General features: G+C 47.9%; 3 protein-coding genes. All 3 read left to right on the plus strand.

Annotation, left to right across the window (positions count from 1 at the left end; translation table 11 throughout):
• Positions 1-421, plus strand: a 421-nt coding sequence (locus ACN0IC_RS15640; protein ID WP_416879673.1) for a hypothetical protein, incomplete at its 5' end; no start/stop codon positions are given.
• Between the two features lie 89 nt (positions 422-510).
• Positions 511-912, plus strand: a complete 402-nt coding sequence (locus ACN0IC_RS15645) for a hypothetical protein (protein ID WP_416879674.1) — start codon at positions 511-513, stop codon at positions 910-912.
• Between the two features lie 5 nt (positions 913-917).
• On the plus strand, positions 918-1,166 hold a 249-nt coding region (locus ACN0IC_RS15650; protein WP_416879675.1), incomplete at its 3' end, for a hypothetical protein.

Below are 1,166 nucleotides of genomic sequence, written 5' to 3' on the forward strand. Positions count from 1 at the left end.
TGCCAGCAAATTCGATAAAATTGACTTCCAAATATCTCTTCCATTCATTTACGCGTGTCTGGCAGATGACCTTGCCAAGAGAGTCAGAGACAACATTACCGAGCATGTGTACGGGATGCCGCCGGAGTCCTACAACGAGATGATGTTGGTCATCAGCAAAGAACACGGCGAGTCCTGGCCGCTCGACGCTAGGAGAGTCGCATTCTTCAATGTTGAACATCAAGTTGGTGAGAAATGGACCCAATTCTATCTGCGTACAAAGGCTTTAATGGAAGAGGGAGAAATTGACAAAATGAATGGTGATCAGCATTTGGCCATGGCACTCCGCCTGAAAACCAACGACAAACGCTTGCGTGAAAAGTTTGAAGAGTGCAGCAATAAAGATCACCCACGCCAGCTCTATGTCACAGCTACAGAATGAAGGTTATGAAGGTTTTCTTGAAACAGAAAGAATAGTTTCCAAAACAAAAAGTGTTACCAGTGTTGCTGTCAATGCCATAGCCAAACAGGATGAAGAAAGAAGATTCGATGACAGAGAATGCTTTCGCTGTGGCAAGCAAGGACATGTCAAAGACTCATGCAGAGCAGAATACAAGGATTTGCACTGCAGAGATTGCAGACGTGAAGGTCATATCGCCAGAAATTGTTTTGGTGGTGACAGGAGAACCCGTTCCCCTGGCAGAGGTGGTGGCGGTGACAGAAGGCCTGGAAGAAGTGGCTCTCGCAACGGTCGTGATGTCCGACCCAAGTCACGTGACAAGGACAGACCACGCACACCTTCTCGGGAGAGGCCTCGCACACCTTCAAGGGATCGATATCGCCGCGACCGTGACCAAACACCCGGTCCTGTCAGGCCAGATTCTCCTGTTCGCCGCGTCAACATGGTCAACACTGATGACAATTCTGACCTGAAGGACGTGAATGAGAATGTGATCAGCGAGGAAGAGTTCACTTGTGAGGAACAACCGTTTATTATATTCAGTGTCACCAAGGATGAGACAATGCACAACTCTTCAAAACTGTCAAAACTTTCCAGAGTCCCACAGTTCTCATCCAGCGCACCACCACTCAAGCTAAAAATTTCCTCATCTGCTGGTTCAAGAAACCCAACTGAAATTCATACTCAAGCTGACACTGGCGCTGGAATTTCCGTCGCAGGAGAAGAT

The organism is Litorimonas sp. (genome assembly GCA_029936425.1).
GTDB lineage: Bacteria > Pseudomonadota > Alphaproteobacteria > Caulobacterales > Maricaulaceae > Litorimonas.

Bases quoted from the DNA above. Each gene is read 5' to 3' on its own strand.
- ACN0IC_RS15645 (WP_416879674.1), top strand. From the start codon at position 511: ATGAAGAAAGAAGATTCGATGACAGAGAATGCTTTCGCTGTGGCAAGC.